Here is a 19895-nt window from a genome sequence, read left to right on the forward strand (position 1 = left end):
TGTTCTACTTCAAAGGAACCTCATCCCCGGCTATCACTGCCGTGGGACGGGGTATCAACATATCTGGCGTTGATTTTTGGCACGCTGTTGAGTTCTCAAGGAACGGACGCTTCCTTTGTACTCACCCAAGACACTCTCAGGCTTTCCTCCGGGCGCTTCCCTTCGGTCTTGCGTTTCCGACTCTATCAGACCGTTTCCCGATCCAATTTCCTCGGTGCTTTCCAGGTTCCCGCGCTATTCGCTGCGTGGTTTCCCTTTCCGGCGGTTCCGACTCTATCAGACCCTTTCGGCGTCTGATTCCCAGTCAGTGGGGCTTGCCTTCCCGGCTGTTGGGCCGTTCCGACGAGTGAGACTTTAGCGGATTCCCGGCCCCCGAAGCCAATCGGGGGCCGCGTCCTTTCGAACGCGGATTCCTCATTTCGCGAATACGCACACCAATGAACCGACGGCAGACGAAACGACTGCTCACCGAGAACTGGTAGGTACTGCGGAATGGCTGTCCGGGGACCGACCGGAGTCGGCGCTCACGTCGGACAACTCGGAGAACACTACGTAGCCCGCGCAGGTGTGTCAACTCGCGTCTCGACAGCCCCCTGAGGAGCCTCCCCGGGCGTACTGTGGGGGATGTGACGACGCGTACGTACACCCAGCTGTGGTGGGCCGCCTGACGGCGGCCGTGCTCACGTATGCACTCAACGGCCGCCGCCTCGGCGGCCGTTTTCGTATCTCCCAGCTCCACTCCGGGAGGTCGGCCCGCCGGGACGGTGGCCTCGACCAGGAGGTGGAGAAGAGATGACACGGGTCTTCAGCGGGATCAAGCCGACCGGGCATTTGACACTGGGGAACTACCTGGGAGCCATGCGGCAGTGGGCCGTGGTCGACCAGCATCGGGCGGAGGCACTGTTCTGTGTCGTCGATCTGCACGCGCTGACCGTGGATCACGATCCGGCGCGCGTGCGCCGGCTGACCCGGCAGGCGGCGACGCTGCTGCTGGCGTCCGGGCTCGATCCACAGTTGTGCACGCTCTACGTACAGAGCCATGTCGACGAGCACGCGCGGCTGTCGTATCTGCTGGAGTGCGTGGCCTCCGACGGGGAGATGCGGCGGATGATCCAGTACAAGGAGAAGGCCGCGCGGGAGCGGGAGCGTGACGGGAGTGTGCGGCTGTCGCTGCTGACCTATCCGGTGCTGATGGCGGCGGACATCCTGGCGTACGGAACGGACGAGGTGCCGGTGGGCGACGACCAGACGCAGCACGTCGAGCTGGCGCGTGATCTGGCCGTGCGCTTCAACCAGCGGTACGGGCATACCTTCGTGGTGCCGAAGGCGACCCGTCCGGCGGTGGCGGCGCGGGTGATGAACCTGCAGGAGCCGGCCTCGAAGATGGGGAAGTCGGACGACTCGGGGCTGGGGATCGTCTATCTGCTCGACGAGCCCGACGTGGTGCGCAAGAAGGTCATGCGGGCCGTCACCGACAGCGGGCGGGAGGTCGTGTACGACCCGGAGGAGCGGCCGGGGCTCGCCAATCTGCTGGAGATCCTCGCCGCCTGTACCGGCGGGAACCCGGATGAACTGTCCGCCGTTTACCAGTCGTACGGCGCATTGAAGAAGGACACGGCGGACGCCGTGGTGGAGGTGCTGAGGCCGGTGCAGGCCAGGCATCGGGAGTTGTGCGCGGATCCGGCGTATGTGGAGGGGGTGCTGCGGGATGGGGCGGACAGAGCGCGGAAGATGGCGCGGCCGGTCGTCGATACCGCTTACCGGGCGATCGGGCTGCTCCCGCCGGTCGCGGAGCCGGCGCTGGACGCGGTGGGCGTAGCGGACACGGTGGACGAGACGGCGACGCGTTGAAGGCTGCTCGGTAGGCGCGTGGGCTGGTGGCGAGGCGCGATGCGAAGTGCTGGCGCATGGTGCCCTCGCTGCCGAAGCCGGTTCGGCGGGCGATCTCCGGCAGAGGTCGATACCGGCTGCCGTGCCGGCGGCGGCCTTCCTCTGGGCTCCGGATCGGGGGCCTGGCTGAAGGTCGAGGGGATCTCGCAGATCGTGGTGGCCGGGATCCAGACCGCGCGAGCTCGTCCGCACGGTGCTGCCAGGTCGAACGTGTACGTCGCGTCGTACGGCAGCGCGTCGGCGGTGTCGCTGCACGGGGGCGGGTGCGCGCGCTGGATGACCGCCGAGGAGGTGGTGGGGGCGGCCGGCCACCGCCCCTGTGGGCTGGTCAGTCCTTCTTGCCGGAGGCCAGTTCGCGGCTGCGGTCGCGGGCGGCCTCCAGGGCGGCGATGAGGGCGGCTCGTACGCCGTGGTTCTCGAGTTCGCGGATGGCGCTGATGGTGGTGCCGGCGGGGGAGGTGACGTTCTCACGGAGCTTGACGGGGTGTTCGCCGCTGTCGCGGAGCATCGTCGCGGCGCCGATCGCCGACTGCACGATGAGGTCGTGGGCCTTGTCGCGGGGCAGGCCGAGCAGGATGCCGGCGTCGGTCATGGCTTCGACCAGGTAGAAGAAGTACGCCGGGCCGGAGCCGGAGAGCGCTGTGCAGGCGTCCTGCTGGGACTCGGGGACGCGAAGGGTCTTGCCGACGGCGCCGAAGATCTCCTCGGCGTGGGCGAGGTGGTCGGCGGTGGCGTGGCTGCCGGCGGAGATGACGGACATGGCCTCGTCGACGAGGGCGGGGGTGTTCGTCATGACGCGGACGACGGGGATGCCGGGGGTGAGGCGTTCCTCGACGAAGGCGGTGGTGATGCCGGCGGCGCCGCTGATGACCAGGCGGTCGGCGGGGATGTGGCCGGCGAGCTCGTCGAGGAGGGCGCCCATGTCCTGCGGCTTGACCGCGAGGATGAGGGTGTCGGCGGACTTGGCGGCTTCGGCGTTGGTGACCGGGGCGACGCCGTAGCGGGTGCGGAGTTCGTCGGCGCGTTCCGGGCGGCGGGCGGTGACGAGGAGGTCGGCCGGGGGCCAGCCGCCTCGGAGCATTCCGCTGAGCAGGGCTTCGCCGATCTTGCCGGTGCCTAGGACTGCGACTTTCTGCGTCATGGTGCGGGGCCCTCCGGGGGTTGCGTCGTCCAAGCCCATCCTCGCACCGGCAGGGAGGAGTGGCGGGCGGCTGTCCGGTGGGCGGACGTCGGTGGGTCAGGTTGTCCGGCGTCGCAGGGTCGCCGCGCCCAGGCCTAGGACCAGCACCGCGCAGCCCCCGACGATCAGGACGTCCCGTACGAAGGTCGCCGTCATGTCGGTGTGCCGTAGGACCTCGTTCATGCCGTCGACCGCGTAGGACATGGGGAGGACGTCGGAGAGGGCTTCCAGCGCGGGGTGCATGGTGTCCCGGGCGGCGAAGAGGCCGCAGAGGAGGAGTTGGGGGAAGATCACGGCCGGCATGAACTGGACGGCCTGGAACTCGGAGGCGGCGAAGGCCGAGACGAAGAGGCCGAGGGCGGTGCCGAGGAGGGCGTCGAGGAGGGCGACCAGGAGGAGGAGCCAGGGGGAGCCGGTGACGTCGAGGCCGAGGAACCAGACCGCGAGGCCCGTGGCGAGTGCCGACTGGACGATCGCGAGGCCGCCGAAGGCGAGGGCGTAGCCGGCGATGAGGTCGGCCTTGCCCAGGGGCATGGCGAGGAGGCGTTCGAGGGTGCCGGAGGTGCGTTCGCGCAGGGTGGCGATGGAGGTCACCAGGAACATGGTGATGAGGGGGAAGATCCCGAGGAGGGAGGCGCCGATGCTGTCGAAGGTGCGCGGGTCGCCGTCGAAGACGTAGCGCAGCAGGACCAGCATCAGGCAGGGGATGAGGATCAGCAGCGCGATGGTGCGGGGGTCGTGGCGGAGCTGGCGCAGGACCCGGGTCGCGGTGGCGGTGGTGCGGGAGAGGTTGAGGGGGGTGGCGGGGGCCGGAGGTGCCGTGGTGGTCATCGGGTCGGTTCCTTTTCGTTCCGGGCGTCGCCTTCGTTCGCCTCGTCGACGAGGTGCAGGAAGGCGGCCTCGACGGTGTCCGCGCCGGTGCGGGTGCGCAGGGATTCGGGGGTGCCGTCGGCGAGGATCTCGCCCTGGCGCATGAGGAGCAGGCGGTGGCAGCGCTCGGCCTCGTCCATGACGTGGGAGGAGATCAGGAGGGTCGCGCCGCGGGTGGCGGCGATGTGGTGGAAGAGGGCCCACAGGTCGCGGCGCAGGACGGGGTCGAGGCCGACGGTCGGTTCGTCGAGGACGAGGAGTTCGGGGGTGCCGAGGAGGGCGACGGCGAGGGAGACGCGTCCTCGCTGCCCGCCGGAGAGGTTGCCGGCCAGGGCGTCGGCGTGGGTGGTGAGGTCGACGTCGGCGATGGCGCTGGTGACGTTCTCGTGGCGGCGGTCGGCTGCCGCGCGGCCGGGGTCGAGGATCGCGGCGAAGTAGTCGAGGTTCTGGCGGACTGTCAGGTCGTCGTAGACGGAGGGGGCCTGGGTGACGTAGCCGATGCGGGAGCGCAGGGCGGGGTGGCCGGCCGGGTGGTCCAGGACGTCGAGGGTGCCGGTGACCTTGGCCTGGGTGCCGACGATGGAGCGCATCAGCGTGGACTTGCCGCAGCCGGAGGGGCCGAGGAGGCCGGTGATCTGGCCGGGCGGGACGGTGAAGTCGAGGGAGCGCAGGACGGTGCGGGGGCCTCGGACGACGGTGAGGCCGGCGGCGCTGACGGCGGAGGTGCCGGGTGGCGGTGGTGGCCCGGGCGAGTAATTCATCATGTGATGAATAATTACGCCGGAGGTGCCGACCGTCAAGGGGGGGTGCGTATGGCGGCGCAGGCGCGCGTCGGTGGGATTGGAGGCGGAGGGTCCGGTTCCTGCGCTCCCGTGTTCACCGGGTGCGCACAAGAACTCTCTTCAAGTTCGGTCGTTTTAACTGACAATGGAATTCATGCGCTCTTGGCGCCGCGCTCTCCCCCGGTGCGGCGCACCCACGCATCTCCCGTTCCCTACCGGAGGTGCCGTTGTGCTCCGCAAGGCCGATCTGTTCGCTTCTCTCGTCGTCTTCCTCGTCGCGCTGCCCCTGTGTGTGGGCGTCGCCATGGCTTCCGGTGTGCCGGCCGAGCTGGGGCTGGTCACCGGAATCGTCGGCGGGCTGGTCACCGGGCTGCTGCCCGGCAGCAGCCTGCAGGTCAGCGGGCCCGCGGCGGGGCTGACCGTGCTGGTCTACGAGGCCGTGCAGGCATACGGCCTCCAGGCGCTCGGGGTACTGGTGTTCGCCGCCGGGCTGGTGCAGGTCGGGCTCGGGGCGCTGCGGCTCGGGCGCTGGTTCCGGGCCGTGTCCGTGGCCGTCGTCCAGGGGATGCTCGCCGGGATCGGGCTGGTGCTGGTCAGCGGGCAGGTGTACGCGCTCGGCGACGTGGCGGCACCGGCGGGCGGGCTCGGCAAGCTCGCGGGGCTGGTGTCGCTGCCGGGGCGGGCGGATCCGGGGGCGTTGTCAGTGGGGGGTGCCACGATTGTGGTGTTGCTCCTGTGGGGGCGCTGGCGGCGCGGGGCGCGGCTGGTTCCGGCGCCGTTGGTGGCGGTGGCGCTGGCTGCCGGGGCGACCTGGGCGTTCGACCTGGAGGTGCGGCGGGTCCAGGTGCAGGGGCTGTGGGATGCCGTACGGGTGCCGCAGGCGGCGGACTTCGGGCGGCTGACGGAAGTGGGGGTGGTCGGGACCGTCGTGGCGTTCGCGCTGATCGCGTCGGCGGAGTCGCTGTTCAGTGCGGCGGCGGTGGACCGGCTGCATGACGGAAGGAGGACGGACTACGACCGGGAGCTGATGGCGCAGGGCGCGGGCAACGCGGTGTGCGGAGTACTGGGCGCGCTGCCGATGACGGCGGTCATCGTGCGGAGCGCGGCGAACGTCGGGGCGGGGGCGCGGACCAAGGCGTCGCGGGTGCTGCACGGCGTATGGCTGCTGCTGTTCACGGCGGTCGTGCCCGGGGTGCTGGGGTTCATCCCGGTGGCGGCGCTGGCCGGGCTGCTGGTGCACGCCGGCTGCAAGCTCGTGCCGGTGCGCGAGGTGTGGGTGCTGTGGCGCGGGCATCGGGGCGAGGCCGTCGTCCTGGGGGTGACGGCGGTGGCGATCGTCGTGGGGAACCTGTTCGAGGGGGTGCTGATCGGGCTGGCGCTGGCCGTCGCGAAGACGGCGTGGGAGATCAGCCATGTGCAGGTGGAGACGGAGGACCGGGGCGAGGCCGGGATCGTCGTGCGGGTGGTCGGTCATGCGACGTTCCTGCGGCTGCCGAAGCTGCTGGACGCGTTGGACGCGCTGCCCGCCGACCGGGAGGTGCGCCTCGAACTGGGCGGGCTGCGGCATGTGGACCACGCCTGTGCGGCGGCCCTGGAGGGCTGGGCCGCGGCGCGGGAGCGGAGGGCGGCACGTCGGAGCGAAGGGGATGCGGAGCTTCAGGACGAGGTGGCTACCAGCAACTCGACGACATAGGTCTCCTCGACCGTGCCGTCCGGGAACTCGGTGAGGAGATGGCCGCGTTCCTCGGCCAGGAAGGCAGCGGTGCTCTCCTCGTCGTGGACCAGGAACATCGAGTGGCTGCTGATGTTGGCCAGGTGGAGGCCGAGGGGGACCCGGCGGCTCCAGCGGACGCGGCGGCGGGTGAAGTCGAGCCTGCCGGTCGGGGCGGCGAGGGCGGAGGCGGAGGCGTCGCCGTTCTTCCGCGCCACCCCGTCGACGCCGAAGTGGCGCTCGATGCGGTCGGCCTGGGCTGCCGTCCACGGCACGTCCAGGGCGCTGGTGTTCCACCACAGCGCCAGCGCGCCGCCCGGGCGCAGGACGCGCAGGGCCTCCGGGACCGAGCTGGCCGGGTCGGTCCAGTGCCAGGACTGGGCGTAGGTGAGGAAGTCGAGGGAGGCGGTGGCGAGCGGGAGGTGGTCGCCGTCGCCGCGGACGATCGGGATGTCGGGGAGGGACTGACGGAACTGCTCCGCCATGCCGTCCCCGGGTTCCACCGCGACGACCCGGGCGCCGCGGGCGTGCAGCAGGGCGGTGGCTATGCCGGTGCCCGCACCGATGTCCGCGACGCGGGCGCCGGCGAGGGGGCGGCCGGCGAGGCTCTCGATCGCGTCGAGCAGGGCGGGCGGGTAGGAGGGGCGGTTGGCGGCGTACTGGGCGGCGGCGGTGTTGAAGGAGTGGGCGCGGGCTCGGGTGGTGGGGGTGGAAGAGGCCATGAAGCCATGGTGGCCGGAGGGAGGGGCCAGGCGGGTGGGTTTTTTCCGCGTGCGGGATGAGCGTGACGTCGCCGGGGGCGGCGGGGCTTGACGGGTGCTCGGTGGAAAGCGGAGGTGGAAGCGGAAGCGGAATCCGCTGTGCCGTGGCGGGCGGTGGCGAGGACACCGAGAGGGCAGTGGTCACTGCCGGCGGTGGTCGCGTCCTGCCGGTGCGGCTGTCGCGTTCCCTGGGCCTGTGACGCCGCAGGCCGGTGGGGTGTTCAGCGGCGGCGCTTCTTCCTCGCCGGGTTGCCCGTGCGGCGGGAGTTGCGGTGTTCGTGCCGGGTGCGGGCGGCCTCGTACTCCTCGCGGTGGAGCTTCTCGCCGGGGGCCTCGGTGAGGGAGCGGAAGAAGTAGGCGACGAGTGAGCCGACGAAGCCGATGGCGAGCAGTCCGCGGAGGGAGGCCTGGCGGTCGGGGTCGGGGCGCTTGCCGAAGCCGTCCCAGGTGGTGCGGAAGGCGAGCGCGCTGCAGATCGCGAACATGGCGACGACCAGCACGCTCACGAAGCCGCCGAGGTCGGCGATGGCCAGGCCCTCGTAGGCGAAGCGCAGGACGAGGCAGGAGGCGGTGGTGGCGGCGAGTGCGCCGACGGGCACGGCGATGCGGCGGGCGGTGTAGCCGTCGTCGTGGTTCACCCAGGTCGTGCCGAAGAAGCGCAGGGGTTCGGAGCGGGGGCCGCCGGCGCTGTCCCCGCTCGGGTTCTCGGTGGTGGGGGTGCCCTGGGAGCCCGCCGAGGTGTCCGGGGTGCCGTTTTCGTCGCTCACGGGACGATTATGGCTCCGAAACGCTGGCAGGCTCCCAGGTGGGTCGGGACGGATCGGGTCAGGCGCAGTGGGAGGTGACGTAGCCGTCGCTTCCGGTGCGCACGTACGCGTCGGAGACGTACTGTCCGCTGCCGATGTTGTCCCAGATGTTCGAGGTGCCGTACGGGCCGCTGACGGTGGTGCCCGGTGTCTGGCAGTAGATCGCGACCTTGGAGTCCTCGGGCAGGACGCGGACGATGCTGTAGCCGGTGCCGGGACCGCTGCGGACGTTCAGCCGGACGCCCGGGGCGACCGGGTAGGACGTGACGCTCGCCACCGCTGCGGTGGCGACGGCCTGCGGTTCGTCGCCGCTCCCGACCTGTTCGGCCTGGTCTACGGACATGAAAAAACCTCCCCCGTTGAACCCCATGACTTGCCATGGGATCACCTTGATTCCCCAGAAAAGCGATACGAAACATGTGTACGTGATTCGTACAGGGCTACGGCTGGCCGCCTCTGTCCCGTAAAGGTCATCGACTAGGCTCCGTCCGTCGCGCGCGCGGAAGAACAGGCACGGGGGTGATCCATGACGCCACAGCGCAACACCGGAGCGGGCGCGGAAGCGGAACTTCCGGAGTACGCCGGTCACTACCGCCTGGAGGAGTGCCTGGGCTCCGGCGGCATGGGTGTGGTGCACCTGGCCCGGGCCACCTCCGGGATGAAGGTCGCGGTGAAGGTCGTCCACGCGCGGTTCGCGCGGGATCCCGAGTTCCGGGGGCGTTTTCGGCAGGAGGTGGCGGCGGCGCGGCGGGTGAGCGGTGCGTTCACCGCGCCCGTCGTGGACGCCGATCCGGAGGCCGAACGGCCGTGGATGGCCACGCTGTTCATTCCGGGTTCGACGCTCGCCGAGCAGGTGAAGGGGAACGGGCCGATGGGCTCGGGCGAGTTGCGGCGGCTGATGGCCGGGCTGGCCGAGGCGCTGCGCGACATCCACCGGGTCGGGGTCGTGCACCGGGACCTCAAGCCGAGCAACGTGCTGCTGGCCGAGGACGGGCCGAAGGTGATCGACTTCGGTATCTCCCGGCCGAAGGACAGCGAACTGCGCACCGAGACGGGCAAGTTGATCGGGACGCCGCCGTTCATGGCGCCGGAGCAGTTCCGGCGGCCTCGGGAGGTCGGGCCCGCCGCCGACATCTTCGCGCTGGGGTCGGTGATGGTGCACGCGGCGACGGGACGCGGGCCGTTCGACTCGGACAGTCCGTATGTCGTGGCCTACCAGGTGGTGCACGACGAGCCGGATCTGGCCGGCGTGCCGGGGAACCTGGCGCCGCTGGTGAGGCGTTGTCTGTCCAAGGAGCCCGAGGACCGTCCCACGCCGGACGAGCTGATGCGGGAACTGCGGTCGGTGGCGGCGTCGTACGACACACAGGCGTTCACGCCGTCACAGCGGACGGCGGTCGAGGGGGAGGAAGAAACAGGCATCAGGGGCGTCGTCTCGCCCTCATCTTCGTCCTCGCCCTCGTCTTCGTCCTCGCCTTCGCCTTCGCCTTCGCCCGAGCCGGTTGTTGAAGAACCGGTTCAGCGGGGTCGGCGGAGTGTGCGCAGACGGGTGGCCGTGGTCGCGGGGACGCTGGGGCTGGTGGCCGGCGGGGTGTTCGCCGCCGCGCAGGTGCAGGGGGATTCGCCGGCGCCGAAAGACACGAACCCGCGGACGACGCCGGCGGCGTTCGACGCGTGGGAGGCGGGTTCGGTGTCCGGTGCGCAGACCATGCCGCAGTGCTCGTACGGGGCCGGGAAGCTGCTGTGTGCGCAGCCGGGGGTGGTCTTCGCGCTCGATCCGTCGAACGGCGGTCTGGTGTGGAAGCACTCCGTCGCCGACGCGCTGCGCGGTGGGCCGCCGGTGCTGTCCGGGCAGCTCGTGCAGCCGCTGTCGGACCAGGACCGGCAGTTGGAGGCGCTCGCCCCGGGCACGGGGAAGGTGAGCTGGCGGCGGGACATGCCCAAGCACGCCGCGCTGCGGCAGGCGGGCGGCACGCTTCTGTTCAGCTCGGCCGACGGGACCGTCACCGCCGTGGACGCGGCGTCGGGCCGTACGAAGTGGAGCCATGCGGTCACGGGCCAGGGCATGGCGTTGTTCTCCTCCTTCGCCGGGGACCCGCTGGCCTACGCGACGACCACCACGAACGCCGGGACGACGCAGATCACCGCCGTGGACCCGGATTCGGGCGAGGTGCGGTGGAGTGCGACGTTGCAGGGCACGCTGGAGGCGGTCGGCAGCCATGACGGGGCGGTGTTCTTCCTCGCCGTCGACCACGCGTCCGGGAACACCGACGCCGTGGTGCGCTACGACCCCGACGCCAGGTCCACGCGCCGGGTGGCGCTGCCCGTGGCGCGGCAGGCCCCGGCGGCCGGTGTGCACGGCGACGTGGTGTACCTGATGTCCACCGGCGGAGCGCTGGAGGCGATCGACACGGCGGCCGGGAAGCGGCTGTGGAGCCTGGAGACGGCGGTGTCCCGCGGCTCGGAGCCGGTGGTCGGCGACGGGCATGTGTACGTCACCGCCGCCGACGGCCGGCTGCTCGGCGTGGATGCCCGCACGGGCCGGCTCCTCGGGCAGACGAAGCCGCGCCTCGGCACGAACTCCGACCGCGTGGCGAGCAGCCTCCCGCAGCCCGTCCCGTTCGACGGCCGCGTCTACGCCGGCGCCCCGGACGGCACCGTCTTCGCGGTGGACGGCCGGAACCCGGCGGACTGGTAGCAGGCGAGAGCCGCCCCGGAGGGGGCGGCCCCGGGCGGGGCGCGTCAGCCCAGCTTGGAGACGTCCCGGACCGCGCCCTTGTCCGCGCTCGTCGCCATCGCCGCGTACGCGCGCAGGGCGGCGGAGACCTTGCGCTCGCGGTTCGACGGGGCGTATGTCCCGTTCAACGCCTGCTCGCGGCGGGCGAGTTCCGCGTCGTCGACGAGCAACTCGATCGAGCGACCCGGGATGTCGATGCGGATCCGGTCGCCGTCCCGCACGAGGGCGATCGTGCCGCCGGAGGCCGCCTCGGGGGAGGCGTGACCGATGGAGAGCCCGGAGGTGCCGCCGGAGAAGCGGCCGTCGGTGATCAGGGCGCAGGTCTTGCCGAGGCCGCGGCCCTTGAGGAAGGACGTCGGGTAGAGCATCTCCTGCATGCCGGGGCCGCCCTTGGGGCCCTCGTAGCGGATGACGACGACGTCGCCGTGCGTGATCTGTTTGCTGAGGATCTTCTCGACGGCCTCTTCCTGCGACTCGCAGACGACCGCCGGGCCCTCGAAGGTCCAGATCGACTCGTCGACGCCGGCCGTCTTGACGACACAGCCGTCGACGGCGAGGTTGCCGCGCAGGACCGCCAGGCCGCCGTCCTTGGAGTAGGCGTGCTCGGCGGAGCGGATGCAGCCGCCCTCGGCGTCGTCGTCGAGTGCCTCCCAGCGCTCGGACTGGGAGAAGGCCTCGGCCGAGCGGACGCAGCCGGGCGCCGCGTGCCACAGCTCCACGGCGTCGGCGGACGGCGAGCCGCCGCGGACGTCCCAGGTCTTCAGCCAGTCCGCCAGGGACGGGCTGTGGACGCTGTGCACGTCCTCGTCGAGCAGACCCGCGCGGTGCAGTTCGCCGAGGAGCGCGGGGATGCCGCCCGCGCGGTGCACGTCCTCCATGTAGTACGTGCGGTCCTTGGCGACGTTGGGCGCGACCTTCGCGAGGCACGGCACCCGGCGCGAGACGGCGTCGATCTGCTCCAGGCCGAAGGGGACCTCCGCCTCCTGGGCGGCGGCGAGCAGGTGCAGGATCGTGTTGGTGGAGCCGCCCATCGCGATGTCCAGGGCCATCGCGTTCTCGAACGCGGCGATGGTCGCGATGTTGCGCGGCAGGACCGTCTCGTCGTCCTGCTCGTAGTAGCGGCGGGTGATGTCCATGACCGTGCGGGCCGCGTCGACGTAGAGCCGCTTGCGCGCGGTGTGCGTGGCCAGGACCGAGCCGTTGCCGGGGAGGGAGAGTCCGATCGCCTCGGTGAGGCAGTTCATCGAGTTGGCCGTGAACATGCCGGAACAGGAGCCGCAGGTCGGACAGGCGTTCTCCTCGATACGGAGGATGTCCTCGTCCGAGATCTTGTCGTTCACGGCGTCGGAGATCGCGTCGACCAGGTCGAGTGTGCGGACCGTGCCGTCGACCAGCGTGGCGCGGCCGGACTCCATGGGTCCGCCGGAGACGAAGACCGTCGGGATGTTCAGCCGCAGGGCGGCGTTCAGCATGCCCGGGGTGATCTTGTCGCAGTTGGAGATGCAGACCAGGGCGTCGGCGCAGTGCGCCTCGACCATGTACTCGACACTGTCCGCGATGAGGTCGCGGGAGGGCAGGGAGTACAGCATGCCGCCGTGGCCCATCGCGATGCCGTCGTCGACGGCGATGGTGTTGAACTCGCGCGGGATGCCGCCGGCCTCGGTGATCGCCTCGCTGACGATGCGGCCGACGGGCTGGAGGTGCGTGTGACCGGGCACGAACTCGGTGAAGCTGTTGGCCACCGCGATGATCGGCTTCCGGCCGATGTCCGCACCGGGTACACCGGAGGCGCGCATTAGGGCGCGGGCGCCCGCCATGTTGCGTCCGTGGGTGACTGTGCGGGACCTCAGCTCGGGCATCGTCGCTCGCTCCTTCAGACAGATAGGGCTGTTAGTGAGCGTACGCCGGTCATCCAGGGGGCGGGACGAGGTGTCCGGAATGCGGGATGCGCGTCTCGGTGCCCAGAAGGACCCAGGAACGCCCAGGGGCGGTGTCGGGAAGGCTCAGGGGGCGGTGAGGTGTCCCTGTACGACGGGTGCCACGCGCGCGATGATCTGTTCCAGGTCCGCCGACGCGAGCGGCTCCACCTTGATCACGTACCGCAGTATCGCGCACCCGACCAGCTGTGCCGCCGCCAGCTCGGCGCGCAGCTCGGCGTCCGGCAGGTCGAGCTGGGAGGCGACCCGGCGCAGCACCTGGGAGACGACCAGGCGGCGGAAGACGGCGGCGGCCGTGTCGTTGTTGACGGCCGAGCGGACGATCGCGAGGAGGGGGGCGCGGGTGGCGGGGTTCTCCCAGACGCCGAAGACGAAGCGGGCCATCCGCTCGCCGACGTCGTCCAGCGGGCCGTCGACGATCGAGGTGGGCGCGTCGAACGCGGGTGCGACGGCGACTTCGACGGCCGCCTCGAAGATCTGCTCCTTGGTGCCGAAGTAGTGGTGCACCAGCGCGGAGTCCACCCCGGCCGCCTTGGCGATGCCGCGCACGGACGTCTTCTCGTAGCCCCGCTCGGAGAACTCCTCCCGCGCGGCGGCCAGAATGCGGTCACGGGTGTCGCCGGACTCGGCACGAGGGGGACGGCCGCGGCGCCGGGCGGGGGCATCGGCTGCCGTACGGGACGGACGGCTCCGGCGGTCGGCTGGGGCGCCGGATTCCGTACGGGACGGGCGGCTCCGGCCGGCGGCGGGGGCATCGGACTCCGTACGGGACGGGCGGCTCCGGCCGGCGGCGGGGGCATCGGACTCCGTACGGGGCGGGCCGCCCTGGCGGTCGGCGGGGGCGCCGGGGTCGGCGGCTTCCGTGTGAGGGGTGCCGTCCCGGCGTCGCGAGGTCCCGTCGGTGTCGGTCACCGGCGGGGCACCTTCGCGGCCGACGCCAGGTGCAGCCGGGTGAAGGCCAGGGCCTCCGCCAGGTCGGCCTCGCGTTCGGCGCTCGACATGGCCCGCCGGGTGTTGACCTCGATGACGACATGGCCGTCGAAGCCGCCCAGCGCGAGCCGTTCCAGCAGTTCGGCGCAGGGCTGGCCGCCCCGGCCGGGGACCAGGTGCTCGTCCTTCGCGGAACCGTTTCCGTCGGCGAGGTGGACGTGGCCGAGCCGGTCGGCCATGCGGTCGACCAGCTGCAGGGCGTCCGTGCGGGCCGTGGAGGCGTGGCTGAGGTCGATGGTGAAGTGCCGGTAGTCGTCCTTCGTGACGTCCCAGTCGGGGGCGTACGCGAGCATCTCGCGGTCCCGGTAGCGCCACGGGTACATGTTCTCGACGGCGAACCGTACGTCGGTCTCGTTCGCCATCCGCCAGATCCCCTGGACGAAGTCGCGCGCGTACTGGCGCTGCCAGCGAAACGGCGGGTGGACGACGACCGTGGTCGCCCCGAGCTTCTCGGCCGCCGTGCGCGCCCGCTGGAGCTTCACCCACGGGTCCGTGGACCAGACCCGCTGGGTGATGAGCAGACAGGGCGCGTGCACGGCCAGGATCGGGATGCGGTGGTGGTCGCTGAGCCGCCGCAGCGCCTCGATGTCCTGGCTGACCGGGTCGTTCCAGACCATGACCTCGACGCCGTCGTAGCCGAGGCGCGCGGCGATCTCGAACGCCGTGGCCGTCGACTCCGGGTACACGGACGCCGTCGACAGCGCGACCTTCGCATCCGGGATCCGTACGACTGGCTCTGCCATGGGGACAGGTTACGGGTTGCCGTTGGCCCGGTGGCGTGCGCCCGATGGCCGTTGTGGTGTTCGCCATACGCGGGTGCGGGTGGTCTGTGGTTGCTCGCGCCCGCGCGGCGGAACCGCATAGGTCACAGCCCCGCTCCTAGGTGGGCTGGTCCGATCCCATGTGATCAAGTCTGCGCAGGATCACGCCCTCCCTGAGCGCCCACGGGCAGATCTCCAGCCTTTCCACGGCCAGGAGGTCCATTGCCGCGTCGGCGACCAGGGCGCCGGCCAGGAGCTGGTTGGCGCGGCCCTCTGAGACGCCTGGCAGGGCCGTGCGCTGGGCGGTGGTCATGGCGGCCAGGCGCGGGACCCAGGCCTCCAGGGACTCCCGTTTCAGCTCGCGCAGGACGTAGAGGCCCTCGGTGGAGCGGGCGGCGCCGGCGATGCGGGCGAGCTGGCGGAACGTCTTGGAGGTGGCGACCACGTGGTCGGGGGCGCCGAAGCGGCTGAACTCCCCCACCGTGCGGGCGATCTGCGCGCGGACGTGCCGGCGCAGCGACCTTATGTCCTCGGCCTCGGGCGGGTCGCCGGGCAGCCAGCCGGCGGTGAGGCGGCCGGCGCCGAGCGGCAGGGAGGCCGCCGCGTCGGGCACCTCGTCGATGCCGTACGCGATCTCCAGGGAGCCGCCGCCGATGTCCAGGACCAGCAGCTTTCCCGCCGACCAGCCGAACCAGCGGCGGGCGGCGAGGAAGGTGAGCCGGGCCTCCTCGGCGCCGGTGAGGACCTGGAGCTCGACGCCGGTCTCGGTGTGCACGCGCGCGAGGACGTCGTCGGCGTTGGTGGCCTCGCGCACGGCGGAGGTGGCGAACGGCAGCAGTTCCTCGACGCCCTTGTCCTCGGCGGCCTGCAGTGCCTCGTGGACGACGGTGATCAGTTTCTCGATCCCGTCGGGGCCGATGGCGCCGTCCGCGTCGAGGAGTTGGGCCAGGCGCAGTTCCGCCTTGTGCGAGTGCGCGGGCAGCGGGCGTGCGCCTGGGTGTGCATCCACCACCAGCAGGTGCACTGTGTTCGATCCCACGTCGAGGACACCGAGTCTCATGTAGGGAACGCTACTGCCAGCGAGGCTGTGGGCCGTCCCCGAAGCGGCCTCGGGCGACTTACCCTGGACGGGTGCCAAAGACGAAAAAGGCAAAGACCGACAAATCCACCGGCGGTTCTTCGCGAGCGACGCCGGTGACGGCGGCCAAGAAGTCGAAGAAGGCCCTGGCGGCGGCCCTGGCAGCCGACGAGAAGGGGCTCGACTTCGCGCGCGCGTGGGTGGAGTTTCCGGATCCGGCGGACGACGACCAGGTGTTCCGCTGCGATCTGACATGGCTGACCTCCCGGTGGAACTGCATCTTCGGCAGCGGCTGTCAGGGCATCCAGGCGGGCCGCGCGGACGACGGGTGCTGCACCCTGGGCGCGCATTTCTCCGACGAGGACGACGAGAAGCGGGTCGCCGAGCATGTGGCACGCCTCACGCCCGACATCTGGCAGCACCACGACGAGGGCACCCGGGACGGCTGGATCGCGGAGGACGACGAGGGCTCCCGCCAGACCCGCCCCTTCCACGGCTCGTGCATCTTCCAGAACCGTCCCGGCTTCGCCGGAGGCGCGGGCTGCTCGCTGCACATCCTGGCGCTCAAGGAGGGCCGCGAGCCCCTGGAGACCAAGCCGGACGTCTGCTGGCAGCTGCCGGTGCGCCGGACGTACGACTGGATCGACCGGCCCGACGACACACGCGTGCTGCAGGTGTCGATCGGCGAGTACGACCGCCGCGGCTGGGGTCCGGGCGGTCACGACCTGCACTGGTGGTGCACGTCGGCGACCTCGGCGCACGGCGCGGGCGACCCGGTGTACGTGTCCTACCGGGCGGAGCTGACCGAGCTGATGGGCAAGGCGGGCTACGACCGTCTCGTCGAGCTGTGCGAGGAGCGCCTGGCGTCTCAGCTCCCGCTGCTGGCACCGCATCCGGCGGATCCCGTCGGCTGACCGGCCGGCGGCTACTCGGTGGCCTGGCCCGGGCCGCCGCCGCCCGGTGGGGAGGTCGGGTCCTCGGGGGCGCCCGGGGGGTCGCTGGGCGTGGGCTGCGGGCCGGAGGTGGACGGCGGGCCGCTGGGCGTCGGGTGCGGATCCGGGTCCGGGTCCGGGGACGACGGGCCGGTGGGGGTCGGGTCCGGGGCGGGGAACGTGGGGGGCGGGGCGGCGGGGTGGCCGGCGCCTGGGCCGCCGGGGCCGGTACCAGGACCGGTACCGGGATCCGAGCCGGACGCGGTGCCGTAGCCGTCGATCGAGACGACCGCCCCCGCCGGGGCGACGGCCACGCGTGCGTGCCACTGCCCGGACGGCTCGCGCAGGTGGTCGACATGGATCTTGACGGTCACCGACTCGCCGGGCCTCAGGGTGCCGGTGGAGCGGCTCAGGTAGAGCCAGGAGGCCGTGGTGGTGGCCGACCAGCGGACGGGGCCGTCGGCGTCCCGGTCGGCGGTGAGGGTGAGCAGGGTGGTGGCGCCGCTGGTGCGGGCGGTCACGGTCAGCCGGCCGGCGCTCCTGGTGCCGAGTCCCGAGACGCTGACGACCTCCACGGAGACGTCCGGGCCGGCGGGGTCACCGAGTCCGGCGCCGGGCCGGGTGTCTGCGTTTCCGGCGTTCTCGTAGCCGTTCACCGTGTCGCTGCCGAGGCTGCCGGGGCCGTGGGCCTCGCTGGCGCCGGCCGGGCGGTCGGCGCCCTCGGCGGTCGGAGTGCCCCGGTAGGCGGCCCACAGGGCGAGCACGGGCGCCGCGACGACGGTGGCGACCACGGTGGTCGTCACGGCACGCGCGCGTAGACGGTCGCGGCGGGCGGCACGGTCCTTGGGGTCCATCGGGAAGCCGCGCCGGTCGTAGCGGGGCACTGCCGCGCCACGCGCGCGTGGGAGGTGGGTCATGGCGTGGTGCAGCTGCGCGCGGGGCGCTTCCAGTACCGGGAGTTCGGCGGGGGTGACCGAGGCGCCGGGCCAGCAGCCGGTGCCGGCGCGCTCGGCGGTGCGGCGGCAGCGGGGGCAGTCGTCGACGTGCCGGACGAGTTCGCGGCGCAGGGTGGCGCTGAGCACGAGCTGGTGGTCGCCGGTGAGCCGGGCCACACCGGGGCAGCCGCCGGTCTCCACCACGGCGAGGGCAGCGCGGGTGCGCTCGACCTCGCAGGCGGCGGTGGCGAGCAGTTCGCGGGCCGCGGCGAGGTCCTTGCCGAGGACGGCGCCGACCTCGTGGGCGGCGAGGTGGTGGCGTACCGCGAGTTCGAGGGCCTCGCGCTGCTCGGGGGTGGTGCCCGCGGCCTCCGGCCAGGCGAGCAGGGCGAGTTCGCGGCGACGCGCCTCCTGGATCTCGGCGGCCGGCGCGGGGTCGGTGCCGGAGGCCGTGTCAGGTCGTCCGGCCGCGTGGCCGCCCTGACGTTTCTGCTTGGCCCCGGCCAGCCTGCGCAGGCACGCCCAGCGGGTCAGGGCGTAGAACCACGCCCTGCGCTCCCCCGCCGCGTCCGGGACGCGCGCCCCGCGCCGCTCGGAGAGCGCGAGGGCGTCCCCGAGGGCGGCGGTGGCCGCGTCGTGGTCGCACAGCACGGACAGGCAGTAGGTGAACAGTCCGTCCAGGTACGGCTCGTAGCGCGCGGGCGGGCACTGCGCCGCCGTACGCGCCGCGGCGCGGTCGCGCGCCTCCCGGTGCGTCCGGTGTGCGCCGGTCGTGCGGGTCGAGGTTTCCGGGCTGCTGCTCATCACCCGTGCGACCGTAGGCGGCCCGCAACGAGGTCTTCTCGCGGCTTGAGCCCTTTTAATCCGTACGGGTGAAACGATCCCTCAATAGGGGACAGGAACGGGGGGTTCCGTGGCTCGTTCGTGATGGGACGTGGCCGAATCGCAGGGGGTGTCCGGGTTTATCCACAGGTGTCCCGGTGACCTGGCCGGCCGCTCGTCCACAGGCTTCCCCGGCTGTCGGTGGCGGCGGTTACGGTTCACCCATGGCTGCCCGCACGAAGACCAAGGACCGACCGTCCTACCGCTGCACGGAGTGCGGCTGGCAGACGGCCAAGTGGCTCGGCCGCTGCGGCGAGTGCCAGGCCTGGGGCACGGTCGAGGAGTACGGCGTGCCCGCGGTCCGTACGACGGCGCCCGGGCGGGTCACCACCTCCGCCGTGCCGATCGGCCAGGTCGACGGCCGGCAGGCGGTCGCCCGCTCCACCGGGGTGCCCGAACTGGACCGCGTCCTCGGCGGCGGTCTGGTGCCCGGCGCGGTCGTGCTGCTCGCGGGCGAGCCGGGGGTCGGCAAGTCGACCCTGTTGCTGGACGTGGCGGCCAAGTCGGCCAGCGACGAGCACCGCACGCTGTACGTGACGGGTGAGGAGTCGGCGAGCCAGGTCCGGCTGCGCGCCGACCGGATCCACGCGATCGACGACCACCTCTACCTGGCGGCCGAGACGGATCTGGCGGCCGTCCTGGGCCACTTGGACGCGGTGAAGCCGTCGCTGCTGATCCTGGACTCCGTACAGACGGTGGCCTCCCCGGAGATCGACGGCGCGCCGGGCGGCATGGCCCAGGTCCGCGAGGTCGCGGGTGCCCTGATCCGCGCCTCGAAGGAACGCGGCATGTCCACCCTCCTGGTGGGCCACGTCACCAAGGACGGCGCCATCGCGGGCCCCCGCCTTCTGGAGCACCTGGTCGACGTCGTCCTGAGCTTCGAGGGCGACCGGCACGCGCGCCTGCGCCTGGTGCGCGGCGTGAAGAACCGCTACGGCACCACCGACGAGGTCGGCTGCTTCGAACTGCACGACGAGGGCATCACGGGCCTCGCGGACCCGAGCGGACTTTTCCTGACCAGACGTGACGAACCGGTCCCCGGTACCTGTCTGACGGTCACCCTGGAGGGCCGCCGTCCGCTGGTCGCCGAGGTGCAGGCCCTCACCGTCGACTCGCAGATCCCGTCCCCGCGCCGTACGACGTCCGGCCTGGAGACGTCCCGGGTGTCGATGATGCTGGCCGTCCTGGAGCAGCGCGGCCGGATCAGCGCCCTCGGCAAGCGGGACATCTACTCGGCGACCGTGGGCGGGGTGAAGCTCTCGGAGCCCGCGGCGGACCTGGCGATCGCCCTCGCCCTGGCGTCCGCCGCGAGCGACACCCCCCTGCCGAAGAACCTCGTCGCGATCGGCGAGGTGGGGCTCGCGGGCGAGGTCAGACGGGTCACGGGCGTCCAGCGCAGGCTCGCCGAGGCGCACCGTCTGGGCTTCACGCACGCGCTCGTGCCGGGCGACCCCGGCAAGGTCCCGGCCGGTATGAAGGTCCTCGAAGTGGCGGACATGGGGGACGCCCTGCGGGTCCTGCCGCGTTCTCGTCACCGAGACGCCCCACGGGATACGGAGGACCGCCGGTAGACTTTGCCCTGGTCTCGCCCGTCCGTACGAAACAAGTACGCGAACGGGAGCACCCAAGAACCTGCGACCCGA

At 71.9% G+C, this 19895-nt stretch carries 15 protein-coding genes and 1 pseudogene; 5 read left to right on the plus strand and 11 right to left on the minus strand.

What is annotated here, in order from left to right:
• The first annotated feature begins 792 nt into the window (after positions 1–792).
• The gene (trpS, locus tag ACFPIH_RS43665; RefSeq protein ID WP_381184285.1) at positions 793–1851 is read left to right on the plus strand and encodes a tryptophan--tRNA ligase; all 1059 of its coding nucleotides are present in this window, start codon (positions 793–795) and stop codon (positions 1849–1851) included.
• Between the two features lie 367 nt (positions 1852–2218).
• Here trpS and proC read toward each other — a convergent pair whose 3' ends face one another.
• From proC to ACFPIH_RS43680, 3 genes are all read right to left on the minus strand, one after another.
• Complete coding sequence (gene proC / locus ACFPIH_RS43670) at positions 2219–3031, minus strand: pyrroline-5-carboxylate reductase (RefSeq protein ID WP_381184287.1); 813 nt, start codon at positions 3029–3031, stop codon at positions 2219–2221.
• Positions 3032–3127: 96 nt separating this feature from the next.
• Entirely contained in the window at positions 3128–3901 is a 774-nt protein-coding gene (locus ACFPIH_RS43675; protein ID WP_381184288.1) for an ABC transporter permease, read from the minus strand.
• Complete coding sequence (locus tag ACFPIH_RS43680; protein ID WP_381184291.1) at positions 3898–4704, minus strand: ABC transporter ATP-binding protein; 807 nt, start codon at positions 4702–4704, stop codon at positions 3898–3900. Before ACFPIH_RS43680 ends, ACFPIH_RS43675 begins: the two co-directional genes overlap by 4 nt.
• Before the next feature lie 172 nt (positions 4705–4876).
• On the opposite strand from ACFPIH_RS43680, the gene ACFPIH_RS43685 reads away from it, so the two are divergent.
• On the plus strand, positions 4877–6415 hold the full coding sequence (locus tag ACFPIH_RS43685; RefSeq protein ID WP_381184294.1) for a SulP family inorganic anion transporter: 1539 nt from the start codon (positions 4877–4879) through the stop codon (positions 6413–6415).
• Here the strand turns inward: ACFPIH_RS43685 and ACFPIH_RS43690 are convergent.
• The 3 genes from ACFPIH_RS43690 to ACFPIH_RS43700 all read right to left on the minus strand — a co-directional run bounded on the left by ACFPIH_RS43690 (position 6379) and on the right by ACFPIH_RS43700 (position 8343).
• Entirely contained in the window at positions 6379–7155 is a 777-nt protein-coding gene (locus ACFPIH_RS43690; protein ID WP_381184297.1) for a class I SAM-dependent methyltransferase, read from the minus strand. The two genes, ACFPIH_RS43685 and ACFPIH_RS43690, sit on opposite strands and share 37 nt — an antisense overlap.
• Positions 7156–7415: 260 nt before the next feature.
• Positions 7416–7961: an EamA/RhaT family transporter gene (locus ACFPIH_RS43695; protein WP_381184299.1), complete on the minus strand. Its 546-nt coding sequence runs from the start codon at positions 7959–7961 to the stop codon at positions 7416–7418.
• A 58-nt stretch (positions 7962–8019) separates the two neighbouring features.
• Complete coding sequence (locus tag ACFPIH_RS43700; RefSeq protein WP_381184302.1) at positions 8020–8343, minus strand: SH3 domain-containing protein; 324 nt, start codon at positions 8341–8343, stop codon at positions 8020–8022.
• 183 nt (positions 8344–8526) lie between these two features.
• Between ACFPIH_RS43700 and ACFPIH_RS43705 the strand changes: the two genes are divergently transcribed.
• Positions 8527–10698 carry a serine/threonine-protein kinase gene (locus ACFPIH_RS43705; protein WP_381184305.1) on the plus strand — a complete coding sequence of 724 codons (2172 nt, stop codon included), beginning with the start codon at positions 8527–8529 and terminating at the stop codon, positions 10696–10698.
• 44 nt (positions 10699–10742) lie between these two features.
• Here ACFPIH_RS43705 and ilvD read toward each other — a convergent pair whose 3' ends face one another.
• From ilvD to ACFPIH_RS43725, 4 genes and pseudogenes are all read right to left on the minus strand, one after another.
• Positions 10743–12596, minus strand: coding sequence for a dihydroxy-acid dehydratase (gene ilvD / locus ACFPIH_RS43710; RefSeq protein ID WP_381184308.1), 1854 nt, complete (start codon positions 12594–12596; stop codon positions 10743–10745).
• 144 nt (positions 12597–12740) lie between these two features.
• Positions 12741–13343 (minus strand): annotated as a pseudogene (locus ACFPIH_RS43715) (TetR/AcrR family transcriptional regulator); the annotation flags it as partial.
• A 239-nt stretch (positions 13344–13582) separates the two neighbouring features.
• Positions 13583–14407 carry a sugar phosphate isomerase/epimerase family protein gene (locus ACFPIH_RS43720; RefSeq protein WP_381184311.1) on the minus strand — a complete coding sequence of 275 codons (825 nt, stop codon included), beginning with the start codon at positions 14405–14407 and terminating at the stop codon, positions 13583–13585.
• Positions 14408–14543: 136 nt separating this feature from the next.
• Positions 14544–15485, minus strand: a complete 942-nt coding sequence (locus ACFPIH_RS43725) for a Ppx/GppA family phosphatase (RefSeq protein WP_381184313.1) — start codon at positions 15483–15485, stop codon at positions 14544–14546.
• A gap of 71 nt (positions 15486–15556) precedes the next feature.
• On the opposite strand from ACFPIH_RS43725, the gene ACFPIH_RS43730 reads away from it, so the two are divergent.
• Positions 15557–16417, plus strand: coding sequence for a DUF3109 family protein (locus ACFPIH_RS43730; protein ID WP_381184315.1), 861 nt, complete (start codon positions 15557–15559; stop codon positions 16415–16417).
• A gap of 11 nt (positions 16418–16428) precedes the next feature.
• Here the strand turns inward: ACFPIH_RS43730 and ACFPIH_RS43735 are convergent, their stop codons facing one another.
• Positions 16429–18174, minus strand: coding sequence for a BACON domain-containing protein (locus tag ACFPIH_RS43735; RefSeq protein ID WP_381184318.1), 1746 nt, complete (start codon positions 18172–18174; stop codon positions 16429–16431).
• Between the two features lie 242 nt (positions 18175–18416).
• Between ACFPIH_RS43735 and radA the strand changes: the two genes are divergently transcribed.
• A complete protein-coding gene (gene radA, locus ACFPIH_RS43740; protein WP_381184320.1) occupies positions 18417–19823 on the plus strand; it encodes a DNA repair protein RadA in 1407 nt (468 codons plus the stop codon).
• Positions 19824–19895: the final 72 nt, after the last annotated feature.

This window comes from Streptomyces vulcanius (genome assembly GCF_042653945.1).
In the GTDB taxonomy this organism is placed as follows: domain Bacteria; phylum Actinomycetota; class Actinomycetes; order Streptomycetales; family Streptomycetaceae; genus Streptomyces; species Streptomyces mangrovi.

What these genes read in the sequence shown, in the direction of transcription:
- trpS (WP_381184285.1), top strand. Translation starts at nt 793, where the DNA reads ATGACACGGGTCTTCAGCGGGATCAAGCCGACCGGGCATTTGACACTG.
- proC (WP_381184287.1), bottom strand. Translation starts at nt 3,031, where the DNA reads ATGACGCAGAAAGTCGCAGTCCTAGGCACCGGCAAGATCGGCGAAGCC.
- ACFPIH_RS43675 (WP_381184288.1), bottom strand. Translation starts at nt 3,901, where the DNA reads ATGACCACCACGGCACCTCCGGCCCCCGCCACCCCCCTCAACCTCTCC.
- ACFPIH_RS43680 (WP_381184291.1), bottom strand. Translation starts at nt 4,704, where the DNA reads ATGATGAATTACTCGCCCGGGCCACCACCGCCACCCGGCACCTCCGCC.
- ACFPIH_RS43685 (WP_381184294.1), top strand. Translation starts at nt 4,877, where the DNA reads ATGCGCTCTTGGCGCCGCGCTCTCCCCCGGTGCGGCGCACCCACGCAT.
- ACFPIH_RS43690 (WP_381184297.1), bottom strand. Translation starts at nt 7,155, where the DNA reads ATGGCCTCTTCCACCCCCACCACCCGAGCCCGCGCCCACTCCTTCAAC.
- ACFPIH_RS43700 (WP_381184302.1), bottom strand. Translation starts at nt 8,343, where the DNA reads ATGTCCGTAGACCAGGCCGAACAGGTCGGGAGCGGCGACGAACCGCAG.
- ACFPIH_RS43705 (WP_381184305.1), top strand. Translation starts at nt 8,527, where the DNA reads ATGACGCCACAGCGCAACACCGGAGCGGGCGCGGAAGCGGAACTTCCG.
- ilvD (WP_381184308.1), bottom strand. Translation starts at nt 12,596, where the DNA reads ATGCCCGAGCTGAGGTCCCGCACAGTCACCCACGGACGCAACATGGCG.
- ACFPIH_RS43720 (WP_381184311.1), bottom strand. Translation starts at nt 14,407, where the DNA reads ATGGCAGAGCCAGTCGTACGGATCCCGGATGCGAAGGTCGCGCTGTCG.
- ACFPIH_RS43725 (WP_381184313.1), bottom strand. Translation starts at nt 15,485, where the DNA reads ATGAGACTCGGTGTCCTCGACGTGGGATCGAACACAGTGCACCTGCTG.
- ACFPIH_RS43735 (WP_381184318.1), bottom strand. Translation starts at nt 18,174, where the DNA reads ATGAGCAGCAGCCCGGAAACCTCGACCCGCACGACCGGCGCACACCGG.
- radA (WP_381184320.1), top strand. Translation starts at nt 18,417, where the DNA reads ATGGCTGCCCGCACGAAGACCAAGGACCGACCGTCCTACCGCTGCACG.